This window comes from Flavobacterium caseinilyticum (genome assembly GCF_004349085.1).
GTDB lineage: Bacteria > Bacteroidota > Bacteroidia > Flavobacteriales > Flavobacteriaceae > Flavobacterium > Flavobacterium caseinilyticum.
Genome location: NZ_SMFM01000015.1, coordinates 1 through 17,128, shown reverse-complemented (window position 1 = coordinate 17,128; position 17,128 = coordinate 1). Strand labels below are relative to the sequence as shown.

12 protein-coding genes and 1 rRNA gene are annotated in these 17,128 nt (G+C 35.9%); 9 read left to right on the top strand and 4 right to left on the bottom strand.

The window, feature by feature from the left end; translation table 11 throughout:
• Nucleotides 1-367 precede the first annotated feature (367 nt).
• Nucleotides 368-805, top strand: a complete 438-nt coding sequence (locus tag E0F89_RS16865) for a hypothetical protein (RefSeq protein ID WP_131910881.1) — start codon at nucleotides 368-370, stop codon at nucleotides 803-805.
• 1,439 nt (nucleotides 806-2,244) lie between these two features.
• On the top strand, nucleotides 2,245-2,427 hold the full coding sequence (locus E0F89_RS16860) for a GIY-YIG nuclease family protein (protein WP_131910880.1): 183 nt from the start codon (nucleotides 2,245-2,247) through the stop codon (nucleotides 2,425-2,427).
• 215 nt (nucleotides 2,428-2,642) lie between these two features.
• On the opposite strand, the gene E0F89_RS16855 is transcribed toward E0F89_RS16860, so the two are convergent.
• Together E0F89_RS16855 and gldJ are read right to left on the bottom strand one after the other, a co-directional pair.
• Nucleotides 2,643-3,929 carry a UDP-N-acetylmuramoyl-tripeptide--D-alanyl-D-alanine ligase gene (locus E0F89_RS16855; RefSeq protein WP_131910879.1) on the bottom strand — a complete coding sequence of 429 codons (1,287 nt, stop codon included), beginning with the start codon at nucleotides 3,927-3,929 and terminating at the stop codon, nucleotides 2,643-2,645.
• 66 nt (nucleotides 3,930-3,995) lie between these two features.
• Nucleotides 3,996-5,681 carry a gliding motility lipoprotein GldJ gene (gene gldJ, locus E0F89_RS16850; protein WP_131910878.1) on the bottom strand — a complete coding sequence of 562 codons (1,686 nt, stop codon included), beginning with the start codon at nucleotides 5,679-5,681 and terminating at the stop codon, nucleotides 3,996-3,998.
• 209 nt (nucleotides 5,682-5,890) lie between these two features.
• Here gldJ and porU point away from each other — a divergent pair, with 209 nt between their 5' ends.
• From porU to E0F89_RS16825, 5 genes are all read left to right on the top strand, one after another.
• A complete protein-coding gene (gene porU / locus E0F89_RS16845) occupies nucleotides 5,891-9,721 on the top strand; it encodes a type IX secretion system sortase PorU (protein ID WP_131910877.1) in 3,831 nt (1,276 codons plus the stop codon).
• 46 nt (nucleotides 9,722-9,767) lie between these two features.
• Nucleotides 9,768-10,937 (top strand): type IX secretion system outer membrane channel protein PorV, encoded by a 1,170-nt coding sequence (gene porV, locus E0F89_RS16840; RefSeq protein ID WP_131910876.1) that lies wholly within the window; start codon nucleotides 9,768-9,770, stop codon nucleotides 10,935-10,937.
• A 72-nt stretch (nucleotides 10,938-11,009) separates the two neighbouring features.
• Nucleotides 11,010-11,492 (top strand): cytidine deaminase, encoded by a 483-nt coding sequence (cdd, locus tag E0F89_RS16835; protein WP_131910875.1) that lies wholly within the window; start codon nucleotides 11,010-11,012, stop codon nucleotides 11,490-11,492.
• Nucleotides 11,493-11,649: 157 nt separating this feature from the next.
• The gene (gene pdhA, locus E0F89_RS16830; protein WP_131910874.1) at nucleotides 11,650-12,648 is read left to right on the top strand and encodes a pyruvate dehydrogenase (acetyl-transferring) E1 component subunit alpha; all 999 of its coding nucleotides are present in this window, start codon (nucleotides 11,650-11,652) and stop codon (nucleotides 12,646-12,648) included.
• A gap of 8 nt (nucleotides 12,649-12,656) precedes the next feature.
• Nucleotides 12,657-14,330, top strand: coding sequence for a pyruvate dehydrogenase complex dihydrolipoamide acetyltransferase (locus tag E0F89_RS16825; RefSeq protein WP_131910873.1), 1,674 nt, complete (start codon nucleotides 12,657-12,659; stop codon nucleotides 14,328-14,330).
• Between the two features lie 54 nt (nucleotides 14,331-14,384).
• On the opposite strand, the gene E0F89_RS16820 is transcribed toward E0F89_RS16825, so the two are convergent.
• A complete protein-coding gene (locus tag E0F89_RS16820) occupies nucleotides 14,385-15,626 on the bottom strand; it encodes a glycosyltransferase (RefSeq protein WP_131910872.1) in 1,242 nt (413 codons plus the stop codon).
• Nucleotides 15,627-15,737: 111 nt separating this feature from the next.
• On the opposite strand from E0F89_RS16820, the gene miaE reads away from it, so the two are divergent.
• Complete coding sequence (gene miaE, locus E0F89_RS16815) at nucleotides 15,738-16,319, top strand: tRNA-(ms[2]io[6]A)-hydroxylase (RefSeq protein WP_099713544.1); 582 nt, start codon at nucleotides 15,738-15,740, stop codon at nucleotides 16,317-16,319.
• 248 nt (nucleotides 16,320-16,567) lie between these two features.
• A complete protein-coding gene (locus E0F89_RS17405) occupies nucleotides 16,568-16,684 on the top strand; it encodes a transposase (protein ID WP_317126105.1) in 117 nt (38 codons plus the stop codon).
• Between the two features lie 168 nt (nucleotides 16,685-16,852).
• Here E0F89_RS17405 and rrf read toward each other — a convergent pair.
• Nucleotides 16,853-16,962, bottom strand: a 5S ribosomal RNA gene (rrf, locus tag E0F89_RS16805).
• Nucleotides 16,963-17,128 lie beyond the last annotated feature (166 nt).

The window sequence follows — 17,128 nt, the reverse complement described above, 5'->3', positions numbered from 1 at the left end:
TACCGTATTCCTAGAAAGGGATAAGTAGCTACTTATAAACAACTTACTCTTGCCGTTACAATAGAATTTAATTGCTTTTCTAATTTTACTCATGTCTGTTATTTTGTTTGCCATAATCCGTATTTTTTTAACGAATGTATGGTGCTAACAACATGAAAAAGTTAGTAGTTTTTAATGGTCAATTGTACCCCAAAATCAGGTGGTCAATTTGCACTGGAAAGTGGTGGTCAGTTTGCTCCGAAACTGGTGGTCAATTTACACTGGAATAGGGTGGTCAATTTGACCGGTTTTTCCACTAAACAGCTTCCGAGAAATTATGGAAACTTTGAGTGAAGAAGTAGATTACTAACAATTAAATCTTATAACTATGGGGATATTATCTTACTTTGGAAAACAAACTTATACTTTATATATCGGATATCATTCCGGACTATTTGTGGATCAAGATGATCAAGAACTTAGGTTTAGATTAGACTATAAATATATGGATATGCACGAAAACCGCTACAAAGGGTTTGGTGTAGATTTTGATGATTTACCACGTCTTCTTGACCCGCCAATTCGTACGGTAATTAGTACAAGTTCTGATTTGTTGGCTTTGAGTCATATTGCTGATGAATTTAATGAAGCGCAGGCGAATGATTTATATTATAGAGTTTCTAAGAAAATTGAGAAAGGAAATATTTCTTATTCCAATTCTGATCACCCTTTTCCAATAAAATTCCGTTTTGACTATAATATTTTGGGTTATCCGGATGATGATGAAGGGAGTAAGTGGGATGAATGGTATTGGGATGGATATTGATCGGTAAAGGTGTTTTTAAAATAATGAAGGTGTTAAACACTGATTTACAGTTTTGTTCATTCATATGAGCTTTATTTTACTTAACAGCATTAGATGAAAAGCAATCAAAAGGTCTCTCTACGGTTGTTCCCTTAGTTTCGCTGGGCTATTCCAGTCAATCGTTCCTCTTTCCATTCCATAGATCATTTGCCATCAATAAAAAGAGCCACTCGAAAATGAGAAGCTCTTTTTTTTGTTGCCTGCATTCCCAGTCTTCACCGGTCACTTCTCTGCGATCGTTGAAGCTACCACATCCATAACACAGCTTCATATCATTTCTCTACGTAAACTACGATACATTCAATTCAGCAGTGCTACGCCTGTCGCTTCAAGTTAATTTAGCGGTTGCTCCTTCGCACAGCCATCGAGGTCGGCTCCGTTAACACTTTGCCCTAAATTAAGGAATGCCTAACGGCTGTCTTTTATATTTTCCTCGCCGTTTTACGCTGCTATCCCTTCTCTTTACTTCGCAAGGGCTACGTTTCATTCTCGGTCTAGCGTGGCTGTTCGATTGCCGCAACACCGCGTGGCGCTCCTCGGGAATTGTTCCGTAAAAGACTACACAATCCCTGCGGGGCTTCGGGGTGTTAGTTGAACCGCATAACTCAATCGCCGTAGGCTATGCTCATTTTTTCGAAAGACTGCCAAGGAGAATTTATCTAAAAAACAACTTTTCGCAATGACACCCTTCCAAAAAAATCGAGCGAACAATTTAAGCCAATCAGCAAAGTCTAGTCATTAATTTACTCTTTTGGCTTTTTTGATAGCATATAAGCCCCACCCCAATTTTAGATACCGAATCCTATTCTATATTATCAACGGGGTAGGCCTGTTTTGAGAGGCTCTGATTTGCATGCATTAGGCATCCTGACAACGTGCTATTTAATCTAGATACTACTTACTCTTGCGTAATTGTTTACTTAGCTATAAAAGCTCTTAAACAAGACCTTTTTCAACAGCTAGGAAGTTGTTTTACCGGTCTTTCAAACAGCTTCGTATCAGATCTAACGTTGTTACTAGCATTTTGCGACAGCATCCACCTTGAAATTCACCTATAATTTTATGAATTGGCTAAAAATTAAAAAAAAATATTTTCCACATACGCGTGACAATGCACTATGGACATCGCCCCCCGTTCTACAGTTGGGGGGAAGTCAAAGTGAGACAGGAAAGGGAAGTAGTGCTGTTCTTAGGGTATCGAAAATTTCTGCAGTGCTTTTTTATACTAATAATTATGCTTATACTTACAAAAAATTAGAAAGGTGCCTAATTAGGGAGCATAGAAAAATAAAAATAGTTAATTTACAGATATTTAAGCGGTTACAGCAATGAGTCAAGACCCTCATCGCCCACAAAAAACTCCATTAGAAATAATGGAGTTTTTTTATGTCTTATAGTCTATGGAACACGTTACTTACATCTTTTTTAGCGGAATTAAAAACAGATATTACATTGGTTTTACTTCTAATTTTGAAGAACGTATTATTCGGCACAATCAAAAAAGCAAAGGATTTACTGGTAATGTAAATGATTGGAAAGTCGTTTATATCGAAAAATACGAAACAAAAGAGTTAACTCAATAAAGAGAATTACAAATTAAATCTTGGAAAAGCAGGATTAAAATTCAGGAACTAATTTCAAAAAAAAGATTAGTTCAGCTGGTTCTGAGCATTCCGATTCTATCGGAAGTGGTCGGGGGTTCGAACCTTCCGAAATTCGGAACAGGCTATCATCGCCCACAAAAAACTCCTCAATTCCTTGAGGAGTTTTTTTATACAACTATTTTTACAAATCTGTTTTACAATAAAAATTCTAATGTTCTTTCCAAAGCCATTCCTCTGGAGCCTTTAATTAATAGAGCACTATTTTCGATTTTAATTTCTTTTAAATGCTTCGAGAAAGCTTCAAAAGTTTGATAAAACCGAAAATTATTTTTATCAATTTTATTATCATAAAATGCGTTTCCAATAAAATAACAGCTTACCTTTTCTTCTTTCGACAACATCGTTACAATTGCGTTATGCTCTTGATGACTTTCTTCTCCCAACTCAAACATATCTCCCAAAATCATAATCTTATCTAAATCCTCTAACTGCAGAAAATTGTCAATTGCTACAGCCATACTGCTCGGATTTGCGTTATAGGCATCTAGAATTATTTGGTTAGTTCCTTTTGTCAATAACTGTGATCTGTTGTTTTCAGGAACGAAACATTCTATTGCTTCTTTAATTGCCAAATCTGTTACCCCAAAATACTTTCCGATGGTAACAGCCGCATTAATATTATTGGCGTTGTAAAGGCCTATTAAATGAGATGAAACAGAAAAGTCAGAATAAATTATTTCAACAAAGGGATTAGCTGTAACTGAGGTAATGTTCACATCAGCTTCGGTTTTATTTACACCAAAAGAATAGGCTTTTAACCCTTTTGCTTTTCCTACTTGAATTGTGTCTTCTAAATTTATAAAAGCTAATTTGTCATTTGCTGAAATATAGTGATATATTTCACTTTTTCCCTCGATGACACCTTCAATTCCTCCAAAACCCTCTAAATGCGCTTTGCCAAAATTAGTTATATAACCATAATCAGGTTTTGCTAATTCACATAGGAATTCGATTTCTTTTTTATGATTTGCACCCATTTCAACTATTCCAATCTCCGTTTCTGAAGTAAAGGAAAGCAAAGTCAATGGCACTCCAATATGGTTGTTTAAGTTTCCAACAGTTGCTTTAGTCCTGAATTTCTTAGAAAGCACGACGTGAATAAGTTCCTTGGTAGTAGTTTTTCCATTGCTTCCCGTTAGAGCAATAATAGGCAATTTTAGATAGATTCGATGAAATTGTGCCAATTCCTGCAAAGCAATTAAGCTATCTTCCACCAAAATAGTTCTTTGGTCAATAAAATATGAATTATCATCAATTATAACATACGAAGCACCTTTTTCTAATGCTTCTTTAGCAAACGTGTTAGCGTCAAAGCGTTCGCCTTTTATTGCGATAAATAATGAATTTGGTTCAATCTTTCGTGTATCTATAGAAACCGATTTACATTGTAAAAATAAACTATGAATGTACTTAATATCCATCTGAAAAAATTTAAAAAAATAAAAGCCCTAATCAAAGGGCTTTTATGGTTATTTTGTATAAAAAAATTAATTTCTAGCTGACTTTTTCTTGTTTGCTTTTGGACCAACTTTAGACATTGCACATCTAAAACCTATATAATCCGTAGCCATATCCTGAGGGAAATATCTTCTTTGCGCTGGATCTAACCAATACGCTCTGTCTCTCCAAGAACCACCTTTATAAACTCTGGCTTCATCGTTTATGAATGTTGTTCTTTTACTTGAACTATCATATTTTCTTACCATTTTACCCAAACTATCTGCCGTTACATTGTGTTTAGGGGAATTGTACATGGTTCTTTCTTGCTTTTCTTTTTCATCCTCAGATTCTGATGATCCAAAATTATAATATCTGGTTGACTGTTTGTCACCATCTCTATAATTGGTATTGTCACTTTTATCAAAGTTTTGTCTCAAATAAGTATCTTTTTCATCAATTGGAACCTGTGCAATTTGTCCAGGTAGCCTTCTGACAACAACTTTACCATTACTCAAGGTATCAAACTTCATGTTATCTTTGGTTACGATTTCAATTTTACCGTCTTCTCCGATTTTGTTTTTCGTGTATTGATTCCCTCTAAAATAATTAAAATCATTCGCCTCGTTATCGATTATTGGACGATAAACATCCTGAACCCATTCCGCTACATTTCCTGCCATATCATACAGTCCAAAGTCATTTGCCGGATATTTTTTAACTTCGTTAGTAATATCAGCCCCATCATCAGACCAGCCTGCGATTCCGCCATAATCACCATTCCCTTGCTTAAAGTTAGCTAACTGATCACCTTGACTTTGTCTTTTCCCAGAACGAGTGTAACCTCCAGACCATGGATATTTTTTCTGACCTTTATAAATGTTGTATTCTCTTTCTCCTGCATCAGCAGCAGCAGCATATTCCCATTCTGCCTCAGTTGGTAGTCTGTATTCAGGAAGAAGAATACCGGAAGAACGTCGTGCATAGACATTTTTTTCCGTAGGGACAGTACCGTCTTTTCCTGCTTTTGGTGCTTTTTTTGATCCTTTACCACCTTTCAATACAATGTCTTCATTACCGCCATAAGTGGAAGTAGGCGAATTTAAATAAGTTTCAGTATCAAAATTACTATCAGCAGTTACGTCTAAAGTTTTGGCATCCTTTTTTAAATATCCACTTTTTTCCAAAAGCGCTTCATTCACCCTTTGTGTTCTCCAGTTACTAAATTCAACAGCCTGAATCCAGTTTACCCCTACAACCGGATATTCCGCATAAGAAGGATGTCTTAGGTAATTGTTGGTCATAGTTTCATTATAACCCAATCTATTTCTCCAAACCAATGTGTCTGGCGATGCTCCTTCATATATGTTCTTATAAATTTCCTCTGTAGGCGGATATACGTTTTTCAACCAATCCAAATAATCCAAATACATTGAATTAGTCACTTCGGTCTCATCCATATAAAAGGACTGAACGTGCTGTTGTGTTGGTGTATTATTCCAATCATGCATAACATCATCTTGGACTTTTCCCATCGTAAATGTACCTCCTTCAACAAAAACCAAACCCGGCCCTGCTTTTTGTTCTTTTGTATTAGAACCTTTTCTACCGTCCATATCCCAACCCGTTGCTCTGGAAGTGTTCTTTGAACTGGACTTTTTACTGCAACTGGTTAAACCAGCAATCAACATGATTGACATTAACAACCGTAAGCCCATAATTTTGTTTGCTTTCATACTCTTTCGTGGGTAATAATTTTAGTGACGCAATATAATAATTAAACAATTAATCAGCACCAAACTTTTTTTATAAATTTATAAATTCTAAATTGATCGTAAATCATATAATCAAACGCAAATTTATAATATTTATTATTTACTATGACACGAAATGGTTTATTTTTACTGATAAATAATAACTCACTATTAATCCCGTTAAAAAAACAATGAGAAAAATACTTTTGGCTTTGCTAGTCCTAATTCCGTTTGTTTCTTACACACAAATTAAAGGTGACATCAGTCTTGAGTGGTTCGAAAAAAAAGAAATGTCGTTTGGCAATTTCAGCGTTAACATTCCATATTTTAAAGGGAATAGTTTTCATTATGAGGAGAGAACTAAAACATTGATGTGCTCTCAAAAAATACAAGAACCGATTGCGTTTGACGAGGGTAGTCTCCAAATCTCCAATATAATTTTCGAGTCGCTCACTGCTTCTCAGCTTGGAAACTTATCTCCCGAGAACATTCCAAAAACAATAAATGCATCTCTAAGAATTTCCAATTCCAGAGATATCAAAGAAGCTTTTATCACTTTTTCGCCCATAATTAAGGACGATTTTGGATATAAAAAAATCAAATCATTTTCATATGAAGTAGCGTATAAAAGCTCCAGAATCACCGCGTCCAATAAAACGTCTACGGGCATCTCTAATTCTGTATTAAAAACCGGTAATTGGTATCAATTTTATATTGAAAAATCCGGTGTTTATAAAATATCTAAAAGTTTTTTGCAACAGTTAGGAGTTGATCTGACTGGCTTGGACCCAAGAAATATAAAAATTTACGGTAATGGCGGAAGAATGTTGCCACTATCAAATAACATTTACTATCCAAACGATTTAATCGAAAATGCCATTCAGGTTATTGGTGAAAGCGACGGCGTATTTAATAATGAAGATTATATCCTTTTTTATGGCGAAGGAGTTGACACGTGGAATTCGGAAAGCCTCACTTTTACTAATTTATTTGACTCAAAATCGTATTATTATGTCACCGTTCAAGGGGGTAATGGAAAACGGATTACACCTGTAATACAACCCGTTGGAGACAGCAATGTGACGGTAACCGCATTTGATGATCACCAACATTATGAAAAAGATTTAATCAACATTGCGCGATTGGGGCGTCAATGGTTTGGAGAATCATTCGAGGTCAAAAACGAACAGGAATTTGAATTTAAATTTCCGAATTTTGATTCTTCAGTTCCTGTAAAAATTACTGTCACTGCCGCCGCCGCCGCTTTTACACCAACCGCTTTCAATGTTACAGCAAACGATAGTCCGGTTGGTACTATTTCATTTCCAGCATTGAACAACAACTCTGGCACCGAATTTATTTTGGGATCTTTACCAAATAACTCCAGTTTCAGCGGGTCAGAAAACATAAAAATAAAACTGAAATACAACAATAATGGTGTCCCTGGTTCCAAAGGCTTTCTGGACCACATTAGGATCGTCGCCAAGAGGAAGCTTCAAGGTTATGGAAAGCAATTTCATTTCCAGTACGACCAAGCCGGTTCAACCTTGGGAATTGTAAACTATGAAGTTTCGAATGCAACAGCGATTGCTCAAATTTGGGATGTCAGCGATCTTTTTAATGTAACTAAAGTTGAAAATTCCAATCAAAGCACAATAAATTTCAAAGCAAATCTGGGCGAAATCAGAAAGTACGTCGCATTAGACGCCTCGGACTATTATACTCCTTTAAAAGATACAAAGTCGAAAATTGCAAATCAAGATTTAAAAGGAACTTTGTTAAAAAATAGTCAAGGACAATTTCAGGACATTGATTACGTAATTATTACACCTGCTTATTTAACTGCGCAAGCCGAAAAATTAGCAGGTTTTCATCGTGTTAATTCCCGATTAAACGTAAAAGTAATTTCTTTGGAATCGATATATCAGGAATTTTCTTCTGGAAAACAAGATGTTTCAGCTATAAGAAACTGCATAAAATACATTTATGAAAATGCTTCCGTAGCTGATAAAAGAGTGAAATTTGTCAATCTTTTTGGAGATGCATCCTATGATTTTAAAAATAGAATTATAAACAACACCAATGTCGTCCCGATATACCATTCTTTAAATAGCAGCACAACCGGCGAATCTTCTTTTGCTTCCGATGACTTTTTTGGATTAATGGATGCGTCCGAGGGAAATATTGTTTCTTATTTTGGAGGAATCGATATTGCAGTGGGAAGAATGCTTGTGAATGACACGAAACAAGCAGATGAAATGGTCAATAAAGTCATTGAATACCACGATCTAAAATCGTACGGAAGTTGGCGGAATAATTTTGTATTAATTTCTGATGATTCTGATTTACAATCTGATGCCAGTTTGCAAAGCAGACAAAACATTTTAGCAAATACAATTGCATTCGAAAAACCATTTTTAAATGTAAATAAAATTCTTTTGGATTCCTATGTTCAGGAAGCTTCAGCAGGAGGATCCCGATATCCAAAAGCGAGAGCCGATTTTTTTAATGCTTTCGGAAAAGGAGCTTTAGTCTTTAATTATTTGGGACATGGTGGCGAGGATGGCTTATCAAGTGAACGTATTTGGGAGAAATCAGATGGGCAAAACCTAAGCAACCAATATAAATACCCATTATTCATCACCATTACCTGTGAGTTTTCGCGCTTTGATAATCCGTTCAGACCAACCGCCGGAGAATATACCTATTGGAACCCACAAGGAGGAGCCATCGCGATGATTACCACTATACGCTCCATCGGTCAGTTTAGTGCGGAAAACTTTAACGACGCTTTAACTAAGAATTTATTATCATATGGTTCAAACCAATACAATTCAATTGCAGAATCGCTAAGAATATCCAAAAACGGTAATCCAAATTCAGCCACCAACGTTGTTTTTTACATTGGTGATCCCGCACTAATGCTTGCCATACCAAGGCCAAAAATTAGATTAACTAAAGTAAATGATGTTGCCGTTACCGAAGCTCTTGCTGATTTTAAATCATTGGCAAAAATGAAATTAACCGGCGAAGTTACTGATGAAAACAATAATCCATTAACGAATTATAATGGAGAAGTTTCCACTACCATTTTTGACAAATCAGTTTCAAGGACAACTTATAATAACGATGGCAACAGTCCGCCAATTAATTTCAGTGTCTTGGGCGAAACAATATTTAGAGGAAATGCATCAGTAAGCAATGGACAATTTGAATTTATTTTTGTTGTGCCAAGAGACATCAGAATTCCATTAGCCAACGGAAGAATTAGTTTTTATGCTAAAAAAGATCAAACATTGCAAAATGAAACCGGTTTCGACTCCAGCATAAAAATAGGCGGTATAAATGAAAATGCAGTTATAGACAATATTAGTCCGAAAGTGAAGTTATATATGAATGACGAGACTTTTGTTTTCGGAGGCATAACTAATGAATCCCCATATTTAGTTGCCTTGCTTGAGGATGAAAACGGAATAAATACAGCCAGTGGAATAGGACATGATATTGTGGCCATTTTGGATGGCGATGTGAATAATCCTTTTATATTAAATGATTATTATCAAACAACATTAGATGATTTTACAAGTGGAACTCTCCGATTTCCGTTACGCAATTTAGCTCCTGGATTACACACAATAACTTTCAAAGCCTGGGATGTATACAACAACCCAATAACCGCCGAGATTCAATTTGTTGTTGTAGGTGATGAAACTGTAACATTGACAAATGTATTGAATTATCCAAATCCGTTTGTTAATTATACTGAATTTTGGTTTACACACAACAGACCGTTTGAACCTTTGGATGTTCAGGTTCAAGTAATGACTATAACCGGAAAAGTGGTTTGGACAAAAAATCAAATCATCACAACTGAAGGTTTTTTATCCAAAGAAATCATTTGGGATGGAAAAGATGATTTTGGAGATAAAATAGGAAAGGGCATCTATATATATAAGCTCACGGTAAAATCTAGTTTAACCAATAACAAGACTGAAAAATTTGAAAAACTTGTAATACTTTAATAAACATAGTATATTTGTTTAACTAATATTAGCAATTAGCATCACAATGAAAAAAACAATCTTACTTTTTGCCCTTTTACTTGTAATTTCTTCTGCAACAGCGCAAGATAGGGTTATAAATCCGGGAGTTCCCTTTTTATTAGTCGCTGCTGATGCAAGAGCTGCAGGAATGGCAGATATGGGAGTTGCAACGTCAGCTGATGCTTTCTCGCAGCAGTGGAACCCTGCAAAATATGCTTTTGCAACAGATCAGAAAGGATTTTCAATAAGTTACACCCCATACCTTACTGATTTAGTAAATGACATATCGCTCGGACAACTGACCTATTATCAAAAATTGAATGAAAGAAGTGCCTTTGCTGGAAGTCTTCGCTTTTTCGGATTGGGTGATATTGAATTGCGCGAAACAGGCGACCCGAATGAAGTCCCTCGAGAAGTTTCACCTAACGAATTTTCCCTTGATGGCTCTTACGCCCTTAAATTAAGCGAAAGATTTTCTATGGCTGTAGCGGGTCGTTTCATTCATTCGAGTTTAAAAGTAGCAACAGATAGTGGTGATGCATCACCGGCGAGCTCATTTGCGGTCGATGTAGCAGGTTTCTATCAATCAGAAGAGATAGCGTACAACGAATTTAACGGAAGATGGAGAGCTGGATTTAATATTCAAAATTTAGGACCTAAAATAAGTTATGACAACGACGAATTCAGCAATAATTTTTTACCTGCAAATTTAAAAATAGGAACTGGCTTTGATTTTATTTTAGATGACTACAACAAGGTAGCTTTAAATGTTGAATTTAATAAGTTATTAGTTCCTACTCCTCAAAATCCTGATTTAAACGGTGACGGTACAGTAACTAGTGAAGAAAACACTCAAAATAACAATGACTACCGATCAATCGGATGGACTTCTGGAGTTTTCAGATCTTTTGGAGATGCTCCTGGAGGGTTCAGTGAGGAAATAAAAGAGTTTACCTATTCAGTGGGTGCCGAATATTTATATCAGGAATCTTTTGCGATGCGTATGGGTTACTTTCACGAAAGTCCAGAAAAAGGAGCCAGACAATTCTTCTCCCTTGGGGCAGGTTTCAAATATAACGTAGTTAAAGTTGATGTATCTTATTTATTCTCATCTTCAAGAGTAAAAAATCCATTAGAAAATACCCTTCGTTTTTCACTTACCTTCAATTTTGGAGAGAAATATGACGAATATTAAAATTAAATTAATCCCAAATAACAATCCAAATTTCAACACCATGAAATTTGGATTTTTTTTCCTTAAAAAAGCATGAAAGAAATATCTATTACTACTCAATTCAAAGTTTTTGATTCCACTCAGGATTTACCAATTGACATTCAGGATTTAATGACGCAAGCCATTGAAGTTAGAAAAAATGCCTATGCACCTTATTCAAAATTTAGAGTTGGAGTTGCGATTATTTTAGATAACGGCAAAGTTGTATTAGGTTCAAACCAGGAAAATGCAGCATATCCTTCAGGACTTTGTGCAGAACGTGTCGCTATTTTTTATGCCGGTGCCATGTATCCTGATGCAAAGGTTTTAAAAATGGCAATTACTGCTGCTTCGGACACAAATCAAACCACAGCCCCAATTCCACCTTGCGGCTCTTGCAGACAATCGATTGCAGAATATGAAATCAAACAAGAAACCCCAATAGAAATCTATTTCATGGGAGAAATTGGCTCTATTTATAAATCGGAATCACTGAAAAATTTACTCCCATTTATGTTCGATAAAAAATTCTTGTAAAAAATCCAAAAATTGCCTATTAAATTTTAGTTCTTACTTGGAATGTCTTATTTTTGCATCCCGACGCTTTCGGGGCGCAAATTTGTGGGAGGAAACTATTTTGCGTTATAGGTACAAATTGATAATACAATAACACTTTAGCAAAAGAAAAATTCAGATGAAAGAAGTTACAAAAGAAGTATATTTAAAGTGGTATGAAGACATGCTCCTTTGGAGAAAGTTTGAGGACAAACTTGCGGCATTATACATCCAACAAAAAGTTAGAGGTTTTCTACACTTATACAATGGTCAAGAAGCAGTATTAGCTGGTGCGTTGCACGCTATGGACTTGTCAAAAGACAAAATGATTACTGCATACAGAAATCACGTTCAGCCAATAGGCATGGGAGTTGATCCCAGACGTGTTATGGCGGAACTTTTAGGAAAAGTTACAGGAACTTCAAAAGGTATGGGTGGTTCTATGCACATCTTTTCAAAAGAGCACCGTTTCTATGGTGGTCACGGAATTGTGGGTGGACAAATTCCTGTAGGTGCAGGATTAGCTTTTGCAGATAAATATTTTGAAACCGGTGGTGTTACTATGACCTATTTTGGTGATGGTGCAGCACGTCAAGGATCTTTGCACGAGGCCTTTAACATGGCTATGTTGTGGAAACTTCCAGTAGTATTTATTGTTGAAAACAATGGTTACGCTATGGGAACTTCTGTTGAAAGAACAGCTAACCATACTGATATCTGGAAATTAGGTTTAGGATATGAAATGCCTTGCGGACCTGTTGACGGAATGAATCCTGTTAAGGTTGCGGAAGCAATGACTGAAGCAATCGACAGAGCGCGTCGTGGAGACGGACCAACTTTCTTAGAAATGAAAACATACCGTTACAGAGGCCACTCTATGTCGGATGCACAATTATACCGTACGAAAGATGAAGTGGAAGAATACAAAAAAATCGATCCAATTACACAAGTTTTAGATGTCATTAAAGAACATCAATATGCTACAGAAGAGGAAATCGAAGCAATAGATCAAAGGGTTAAAAATTTAGTGGAAGAATGTGTAACATTTGCCGAAGAATCCGACTATCCACCTATTCAACAACTATACGACGTCGTATACGAACAAGAAAACTATCCATTTATACCTCATAAATTATAAAATCAATTATGGCAACAATAATTACAATGCCTCGTTTGAGCGATACGATGACGGAAGGAACGGTAGCGACTTGGCTAAAAAAAGTAGGGGATAAAGTAAGTGAAGGTGATATCCTTGCAGAAATTGAAACCGACAAAGCAACAATGGAATTTGAGTCTTTCAACGAAGGAACACTTTTACACATAGGAATACCCGCAGGTGAAACTGCACCAGTAGACTCTTTATTAGCGATTATAGGAAAAGAAGGCGAGGATATTTCGGCATTATTAGCAGGAAAACCAGCCGATACAGCTCCCGTAAAAGAAGAATCAAAAGGAACTGAGGAAACAAAAGTTACTGAAGAAACAACTTCTACTCCTGAAGCTACAAAAGAAGCTGCACCGGCAGCAACTTCACTTCCGAAAGGAGTTGTAGTTATCACTATGCCTCGTTTAAGTGATACGATGACAGAAGGAACTGTAGCAACTTGGTTGAAAAAAGTAGGTGATGCTGTTGCTGAAGGCGACATTCTTGCTGAAATCGAAACTGATAAGGCAACAATGGAATTCGAATCTTTCAACGAAGGTACTTTATTATACGTAGGAATCGAAGAAGGTAATACTGCACCTGTTGATAGCCTTTTGGCAATCATTGGGCCTGCAGGAACTGATATTAGTGGAATTGCTGAAAACTATAAAACTGGCGGAGCACCACAAACAGCTCCAAAAGTGGCAGAAGAAAAAGAAGTTGCTTCAACAGAAAAGGCTTCAGAACCAATCGTTCAAGAACCATCAACTGACGGTCAACGAATTTTAGCATCACCATTAGCAAAGAAAATTGCAAGCGACAAAGGAATTCAATTGACACAAGTAAAAGGTTCTGGTGAAAACGGACGTATTGTAAAAAGCGATATCGAAAACTTTACACCACAAACTGTAGCTGCTCCGGCACCGACAACTGAAACTGCAGCAGCGAAAACAGAAACTGTAGCTACTTCAAAACCATTTGTTCCAGCAGGAGAAGTTGTCACAGAAGAAATCAAGAATTCGCAAATGCGAAAAATCATAGCTAAGCGTTTAGCAGAATCTTTATTCACAGCTCCACATTACAACTTAGTAATTGAGGTAGCAATGGATGAGGCTATGAAATCTAGAACTATCATCAACAGCGTTCCAGACACAAAAGTATCTTTTAACGATATGGTGATAAAAGCCTGCGCAATGGCTCTAAAAAAACATCCAAAAGTGAATTCACAGTGGAGAGAAGATTCAATTCTTATCAATCATCATGTGAATATTGGAGTTGCCGTAGCTGTTGAAGACGGATTAGTGGTTCCAGTATTACGTTTTACAGATGCGATGAGTTTATCCCAAATTGGCGGAAGCGTAAGAGATCTTGCAGGAAGAGCTAAAAACAAAAAATTATTACCTACAGAAATGGAAGGAAGTACTTTTACGGTTTCTAACCTTGGAATGTTTGGTATTACTGAATTCAATTCTATCATCAACCAACCTAATTCTGCAATCTTATCCGTAGGAGCAATTGTAGAAAAACCGGTTGTGAAAAATGGCCAGATTGTAGTAGGAAATACGATGATGTTATCTTTAGCTTGCGATCACAGAACAATTGATGGCGCAACGGGAGCTCAATTTTTACAAACATTGAAACAATTCATAGAAAACCCAGTTACGATGCTAGCGTAATAACTCGGATTTTAAAATACAATCCCGTCTTGTTTAAAAACTTGACGGGATTTTTTATTTATTCTTCTCCTCTATCCAACGCGACATATATTTGGTGCTTTTTAAAGTATGGTGTTGCAACATGGAACCTATAAAATTATTCAATCGATGTTGCGGTAAATTAGATCGTAAAAATTCAATTTTAACTCTAAAGTCACTTTCGAATAAAGTTTTAGAATATCGTTGATTGATAATTTCAAATCCATTTTGTTGGGCTTTAAGCCAAATTGTTTTATCTTGATGCAATTGCACTGCCCTATCCGCAAAATCAGTTATATCATCAGTAATAAAACCGTTCCAAGGCAAATGACCATGCATGGATTCAGAACCAATGGAAGTAGTGACGCTTGGTGTTCCGCACTGCATGGCTTCCAATAATTTTCCTTTAATCCCAGCACCAAAACGCAAAGGCGCCAGAACAACCCGTGCTATCTTGACCACTTCCTGCGCATCAATAGCTCTTCCCATGATTAAAAAACCCTCTTTCTTATTATGTAATTGCAATACTTTTTGCGACGGATAAGCGCCATAAACATTCAAAACGGATTCTGGCAAACGTCTTTTAATCAATGGCCAAATCGTTTCCTTTAAATATTGAACGGCATTCCAATTGGGCTCATGAAGAAAATTTCCGATAAAAACAAAGTCTTTTCGGTCTTCAAAAGTAGGTAAATCCTGAATTACGGTAGCATCAATTGGCTCCAATAAAAAAGGTAAATAATACAGTAAAGAGGTATCAATTCTAAATGCAGATTCCAAAAGTTCCATTTCAAATTCGGAAATCATCAAAGACAAATCACAGCGCAAAATACTAGCAATTTCACGTTTTGCAACGTCTTCTACAAACAAATCACTGATATTAAAGGAAAGGTTATCTTTAAATGCTTTCTGACGAGCCAAACGCAAACAATGTAAATCTTCGGTATCCAATAATCGTAACGCATCAGGACAATTTTCGCCAACACGCCAACCAAATTGTTCTTCCATCATAAAACGGTCAAATAAAACAACTGAAGGATTCAGTTCTTTTATAAAAACATCAAAATTGGAATTATTAAGTTCTATTGATTCTTTCTCCACTCCGTATCCTTGCAAATCTACCATGAAATCACTGTTTTGAGCAGGACTAGCAAACGTAATACTAAAACCTTGCGCTTTAAAAAGTGAAATCAGTTGCAACATCCTTCCTCCTGCTGCGGATGAATTGGGTTCTGGCCAAACAAAACCGATAATTAAAAGCTTTTGTACTTGATTCATATTATTATAAAATTTCAATTGCAAAATAATGCTATTTTGAGTTCAATAGGGTCATTTGAACCAAAAATAGATTATAAAACACTAATTTTGCTCAAAATAAATTTCATCATCATGTTAGGATTAAAATTAGCCACAGACCCGCGTTGGGTAAATATAGTTGAATCGAATATAGAAGAAATCTTGACGGATCATGCTTGGTGCGAGCAAAAGGCAGCTTCCAATGCAATAAGTCTAGTTACTTACAATTCGGAATTAGAAGAATTAGTAACTGAAATGTTAATCATTGCAAAAGAAGAATTAGACCATTTGCAATTGGTTCATAATTTAATCAAAAGCAAAGGACTGACTTTAGGCAGAGAAAGGAAAGATCATTATGTAAATGAACTGTTCAAATTCATGAAAAAAGATGGCAGCAGAAAAGACGCACTTTGTGACCGATTGTTGTTTTCAGCGATGATTGAAGCCAGAAGTTGTGAACGTTTCAAAGTTTTATCAGAAAACATAAAAGATGTTGAACTGGCTACTTTTTACAGAGACCTAATGATTTCTGAAGCGGGACATTACACTACTTTTTTGGGTTTTGCTCGAAAATATGCTGATAATATTGATGTGGACAAACGCTGGAAGGAATGGATCGAATTTGAAACCTCGATAATCACAAACTATGGCAAACAAGAAACTATCCACGGTTAAAATAAAAAGTCAATTTTAGAAATAAAATTGGCTTTTTATTTTACAAATTTCACTAGCTCCTCAAACTCTAATAACGACATTTTATAAATAAAGTCTGTTATATCATAAAAAATAAAGATATGAAGCTAATTCTATGAATCAATAATCGTTGCAATTTAAAAAGCAACCGATAAAATTATTGGAAGTTCAAAATTAGCCAAATGGCATGAAAAAGTAAATCTTAATCTGGGTTTAAGTCTTTCAATCCTATCTCAAGATCTATAATAAATCATTATCAAAACATATTAAACTATTTTGACAACAGAAGTACTGATGCATCAGCAGAATCCTTTAACGCCAAAATAAAAGCTTTTAGATCGCATTAAGAGGTTTAAGAAATGTAAAATTCTTTCTTTTTAGACGAACTAATATTTATGCTTAATTTTTATCAATCCACAGGTTTTCGACTTGATCCCTGGGCCGCTGTAAAACAAAAAATCCCCATCAAATAAATGATGAGGATTTAATAGGTCCTGAAATAAATTCAGGATAAAGAAAGGCGACGACATACTCTCCCACATAACTGCAGTACCATCTGCGCAGGCGGGCTTAACTACTCTGTTCGGGATGGGAAGAGGTGAGCCCCGCCGCAATAACCACCTTAAGAGGTTATAATTGCTTTGGGCAATTACTGTAATGTTGTTTATTGTTTTATAAACATCACTTACATAATATCTTAACATACTGAGATAAAGAAAAAAGTATTAAAGTTCCTGAAATAAATTCAGGATAAAAGAAAGTTTCTTCCTGCCGATTGCTCGGCAGGAAAA

Coding starts and splice junctions, on each gene's coding strand:
- E0F89_RS16865 (WP_131910881.1), top strand. CDS start 368: ATGGGGATATTATCTTACTTTGGAAAACAAACTTATACTTTATATATC.
- E0F89_RS16860 (WP_131910880.1), top strand. CDS start 2,245: ATGGAACACGTTACTTACATCTTTTTTAGCGGAATTAAAAACAGATAT.
- E0F89_RS16855 (WP_131910879.1), bottom strand. CDS start 3,929: ATGGATATTAAGTACATTCATAGTTTATTTTTACAATGTAAATCGGTT.
- gldJ (WP_131910878.1), bottom strand. CDS start 5,681: ATGAAAGCAAACAAAATTATGGGCTTACGGTTGTTAATGTCAATCATG.
- porU (WP_131910877.1), top strand. CDS start 5,891: ATGAGAAAAATACTTTTGGCTTTGCTAGTCCTAATTCCGTTTGTTTCT.
- porV (WP_131910876.1), top strand. CDS start 9,768: ATGAAAAAAACAATCTTACTTTTTGCCCTTTTACTTGTAATTTCTTCT.
- cdd (WP_131910875.1), top strand. CDS start 11,010: ATGAAAGAAATATCTATTACTACTCAATTCAAAGTTTTTGATTCCACT.
- pdhA (WP_131910874.1), top strand. CDS start 11,650: ATGAAAGAAGTTACAAAAGAAGTATATTTAAAGTGGTATGAAGACATG.
- E0F89_RS16825 (WP_131910873.1), top strand. CDS start 12,657: ATGGCAACAATAATTACAATGCCTCGTTTGAGCGATACGATGACGGAA.
- E0F89_RS16820 (WP_131910872.1), bottom strand. CDS start 15,626: ATGAATCAAGTACAAAAGCTTTTAATTATCGGTTTTGTTTGGCCAGAA.
- miaE (WP_099713544.1), top strand. CDS start 15,738: ATGTTAGGATTAAAATTAGCCACAGACCCGCGTTGGGTAAATATAGTT.